Source organism: Ruegeria sp. Ofav3-42 (assembly GCF_022347725.1).
GTDB lineage: Bacteria > Pseudomonadota > Alphaproteobacteria > Rhodobacterales > Rhodobacteraceae > Ruegeria.
In genome coordinates, this window is record NZ_JAKRGB010000042.1 from 1 (window position 1) to 5063 (window position 5063).

Below are 5063 nucleotides of genomic sequence, written 5' to 3' on the forward strand. Positions count from 1 at the left end.
GCGTCTTGTGCGGGCCATACTCTTTGGGTGCATCACGCCATCGCAAGCCATTACGGTTGATGAAGATAATGCCGCTCAACACGCGCCTGTCATCAACACGTGGTTTGCCGTGCGACTTGGGAAAGAAGGGGGCGAGCTTCGCCATCTGCTCGTCGGTTAACCAATAAAGATCGCTCATGTCACCGCTCCGTTTTTCGAGCCGTGAATCACGCAGCCAAGCGGAAATCAATGCATCCTGGCCCTAGAAGGTGAAGTTCCCAACATTTTTTTGCGTGCCAATAGTGCTTCAGGCGTGTTGGTGCGGCTTTAGTGCGGTAAACTTGGCACAGCTTTACCAATGTTCATGACACTACTTCAACTTGAGACGGCGGTCCGACCTATGAACGCGGACGCCAGTTGATCCCATTCTTCTTGTGTCATCGAGAAATCTGAAACTACGTCACTTTTCATCTCAACCAACACAGGTTCAATGTTGTTCTTAAGGTTCAAATCCACCCTCTCGAAAAAATCGCTTCCGCAAAGTTGTTCTTCGCACCTATTGTACCATCTCGTGACCTCTTGTTGGATTTCTTGCAATAGCTGATCACTGGATGTCATAGGGTCCTCGACATTCCGATAGCCTCCCATCATCAGCCAAAGACAGAGCTTAACCGTGTCGCCAGCCAATCCTTTTGATTGCTCTGCTTCCGTCGTTCGTTTGCCATTGCCACCTCGAAAAGATCTGATCAAAGCGCCTACACCGCCACTTTCGTTGTCGCCTGCGTCGTTCTCGTTCCACTCACTGCTTGGCCTGACTAGGTGTCTCAATGGAAATTGAGTGATTACTGCTCCTACGCTTTTGCCTAGGTCGTGCACTTTGGTGATAGTTATGTCCTTGAAGAGACAATTGAAGATGTAGGTTGCAATCATACCAGCAGCATAATCGACCGGGTCGATGCTCTTTACAAAGAAACCGTGTAGCCATTCCGATGCATCGGCAATTGGTGATTTAAGGACGTTTGATTGAGAGACAGCAGATGTAGAATCAGAAGCTAAACTTTCCGAAGTGCAACGAAGTACATTCGTGGTTTCATCGACTGATGTAACTGTGAAAATCTGGTTCGGTCCACCTGAATTTTGTACGATGAGGTGGTCGCCGACTGCCAATCCGGACCAACTTGGCATCGCGTCCGTGTATCGGTACTCTAAGCCAATTTCTTCCTCTGTGCTTTGAAAGGGTTTTACGTCCACTCGACGTGAGCGATTTTGCCACCAAACAGGTAGATTGCGATCAAGATATGGAGAGAGACTGCAAAGTCGAGGGTCTAAGTTTTCGAGCTTTCTTTGCAACTCTAAGGCCTTCAGAATACCAAAGTAACTGTTATGATCAACGGAAGAGAAGTCCTCGCCAATCGTAAAGTGCTCTGGAGACAACGATACAAAGGCGGAATCATCGCTATCGAGCATTTTCCTTGTGAGTCTGATTGCTTCACGTTCCACAAGTCTCACCACGCGGATTCCTCGGGCCAAGCGAGCTTTTAAACCTATATCTTGATCAACATTCTTCTGCGCATTCTCCTGTTCGCTTTCTTTTGGTTTCGGGGAATCGACAGATTCTGCCGCGCTCGACTTTTTGTCGCTCGCGCCTTTCGGCTTTGCATGTATCACAGGTTCATTCTGATTTTTTGTCTCTTCTTGGGTCTCTTCTGCGAGCCTAGGAATGTACGTGAGTAAGAGTCTTGTAGACTCCATCTCCGTAACACTAGAAATTAACTCCTGCGCAGTAATGCAATTGACAGTACTTCGGTTGTGCTCTGACGCACCTAAGTCGCGGATAAGGCCACGAATTTCCTCCACAACGCCATGCCAATCTTCCGAGTCGGGGTCCATACGATCAAACTTAAATTTCTGATAGAAGGAATCTTCTGGCTCCGACATACAGCACTTCAATAGAAAACCAAGTATTCTCTCTGAAAGTCCAGATCCGGGCTGTAACGCTGCCCTCTTAAATATAGCTGAAATTTCGGGGTCGATTGTCTGCTGGGCATGCCAAACTGAGTAATAGGCTAGGATGGATTCCGAAATCTTTGTTCCGGGCCTGTCGTATTTTCGAAGAAGTTCGTAAAAGCGTTCGGGTGAGTCTCCCGCCGTAACTATATCAAACAGAATTGCTCCTAGACCGAACAAGTCTGTTCTCGCAGTCGGGTTTTTTACGAAAGCGGCTTGTGTTCTAGAGTCGTCAAATAGCGCCCGTCTCGCAATCTCAACATTTTCATCAGAAACCTGTGCGTCGTTTTCTGGAATCGATATCTGGACCCGCGTTTGGGATTTCTCCTCATCGGTGTCGACATTGTCGATCAAGTAAAGAATTCTACTATTGGACTTAGGAAAGAATACAAAATCTCCCTGATCTATGTTTGTATGAATAAACTTCGGGTCGAAGGTAATGAGTGACGCTGTTCCATTCTCAAAATCTGCAACAACATCAACTTCCGCAGTGTCACTGTAGTCAATTTGCTCAACTGATCGATAGTGCTTAGTACCAATCGCGAGGCTGTCGGCAGAAACCATGCCACTCAACGCTGCGACTGCGGCGTCCGGTCTAAGAAAACCCAAGTCACCTAGGCGAAACTCAACTCTTCCCATCAATTCTCTGTAGTAAATGTTGGCGGGCTTAATATCCTGATGTCGGAGCCCTGCAATGTGCAATACATTAAGTCCTTCGGCGATACCTTCCAAAACATGTAGTGCCGACCGTTCTCGCTCGGATACGGATGTGTTCTTGAGCCTAGAATAACCTCTTGTGAGTTGGCGGCTTTCGTTCCCGTTGGGACGTAGGATCTCACTCTCGAATAGGTCCTTCAATGAGCAAGTAAAGCGTTCCATAACATACGCGTAACCAGATAGGTGAATGTCGCGCGTTTCCAAAGAGGCTTTGGCGGCCATGAACTTTTCGCGTTCAGCTTCTCCGCCTTCTCCGAAAACACTCTTGTCAAAAATATCGAAACAATAATCGACGGGAAGAACTAAAAACCTGTGGAAACTGCGACGTATGTCTTCCTTGTAGCGATCAATTTTGCCACTTTGTTCAATACTTTCACCAATAATCCGTCGGACTTCAAGCTCTTCGCGGACGCGCTGCGACTTGGTCCATGAACCCAATTGGGGGGATGACTTGGTGTCACCATCTTCAACTTGGTGTTGGTAGATTACCTTGAGGGCGTACTCACCGACCTCTCCACGGGTGCCTTCGGCGGCAAAAACAATACCATAGTTGCCGTCGCCGATCTTTTCCAATTCATCGGAAAGGTATTTTGGACGAAAATTTGTTCCAGCTATAAATTCCATTGTGATCGCCTATTTTAAGGAAGCTACAACACCGTACATGAGAGACTGCGGAGCTTTGCCGCTTTCTTCAACTCGACCGCACGAAAAGACGCAAATGTTCTTGAATCCGTCACTGCTGAAATCGCAATAACTATTTCCGGTGGCGATCAACGACTCAAGCTTATGATTGGATAGGGAATAAACAAATCCTAAGCGAAGAAATATCGAATATGTGCTTTCAATCTTGGGAAATACTGATGCAATTTGGGCATGCGTTGATTTTCCAAGCTTACTGGTTCTGCTTACAGACTCAACCTTGTCTAGGCCATTCAAGTCGAAAACCGGCCTAGAATTTTCGACAACAACCGCGGGTGCCAAGCGGCGACGTTGTCCAATTTCTAAGTTGATTTTGTCGTTGTTGCTCATAAAAAATATGGGGAACCCATCAATCAAAAGACGGTATGGAGTGCCATCAACGGGCAATCCATGGAATCGAAAGTAAGAGCCAACAATCGTGTTTTGATAGAGACTGTTTGTAACATCGAGATTTGAATGCCCGGCCTGCTCGGGAGGGGCATGAATGTCCTCATTTCCTAGGTTTGTGGTCATTGAGCTCCGCTTGTCACTCTCTGATTGACCATCTGATGACGCTTCTGAAACATTCCTTTGATTCACGATTAGTTGGACCGTGAAGTCTTCAAAATTGACCATGCTGTAGCGTGAACGAGACGAGTCGACGTTAATTGGTAAGAACTCCATTTTTTCGATCTTGACCGGACTCAATTCTAGACTGGACGGCACGATCTGACTAAGCGCATCGAGAAAGTTCATTTTACACCCCGTTTACACCTATCGTTGTGCAGAGACATGATTCGCGTCAAGCTCAAGACCTCATTTGAGAAATCAGCTCTTGGTCTCCGCTACTGGTAAATCGATGATCACAATATCTGCTTTCCGGCGGCGGCCAGCGTCTCCGCTTGCTTAGCTGGCAATTTTCTGGGTTAAGCCCAAACGCAGTAGGTAACACTATGGAATGTCAGCCATCGTTTTTCCGGTGCGGAGCAAACGGTTGGCGTATACCAAGTAACTGCGAGAGCAGGTTGCCGCTGTCATTCTCAAGTCGTTATGTTCAAATGCCAACCCATTGTTCGGTCGAGGTGCAAAACCATTGGCACAACGACACTGGTTTCGAAAAAGAAGTCGTTCGCTTATGGTGAAGCATTTGTCATAATGGGCTCTCTGCCGCCCGGTGCCGATGCAGCATCGCCCACGCGGCAAGCAGAACGAAACCGGTCGTCTACTGATCCAGCCAAAGTTGCGATTTCACAGGGACTTAGATGGGCAGCTGCCGTTGGACATAGATGAGCCAAAGTCTAGGACGGTGGCGACGAAGTCGACGGGTGAGCCCTTAGTGTAAACGGTGTTGTCATGTTAACCGTTGTTTGGTTGTGCATGTCGGGAATTGGACGTAGGTGACATCGATGACGCCATCGCCCATCAGCTACAAGCGCCACCGATTTCCTCCCCAGATCATTGCTCACGCGGTGTGCCTGTACGTCCGCTTCAATTTGAGCCTCCGCGAACTTGAAGAATTGTTGCTGCAACGAGGGATCGACGCCACATACGAGACCGTCCGGCGTTGGGTCATCAAGTTCGGGCCACAGATCGCTCGAAAATTGCGACAGCGGCAAGGTCGTCCTGGCGATGTCTGGCATCTTGATGAGGTTGTTGTGAAAGTCTCAGGTCGCAAGTATTGG

General features: G+C 47.9%; 3 protein-coding genes and 1 pseudogene. 1 reads left to right on the forward strand and 3 read right to left on the reverse strand.

All coding sequences use genetic code 11. From position 1 onward, the window contains the following. The 3 genes from MHN28_RS24570 to MHN28_RS24580 form a co-directional block, all read right to left on the reverse strand. A partial coding sequence (locus MHN28_RS24570; RefSeq protein WP_239345658.1) for a transposase occupies window positions 1–178 on the reverse strand: 178 nt, incomplete at its 3' end. Between the two features lie 176 nt (window positions 179–354). Then, window positions 355–3327, reverse strand: a complete 2973-nt coding sequence (locus MHN28_RS24575; protein WP_239345654.1) for a hypothetical protein — start codon at window positions 3325–3327, stop codon at window positions 355–357. Window positions 3328–3336: 9 nt separating this feature from the next. After that, on the reverse strand, window positions 3337–4137 hold the full coding sequence (locus tag MHN28_RS24580; RefSeq protein ID WP_239345656.1) for a hypothetical protein: 801 nt from the start codon (window positions 4135–4137) through the stop codon (window positions 3337–3339). Window positions 4138–4787: 650 nt separating this feature from the next. Here MHN28_RS24580 and MHN28_RS24585 point away from each other — a divergent pair. After that, window positions 4788–5063 (forward strand): annotated as a pseudogene (locus tag MHN28_RS24585) (IS6 family transposase); the annotation flags it as partial.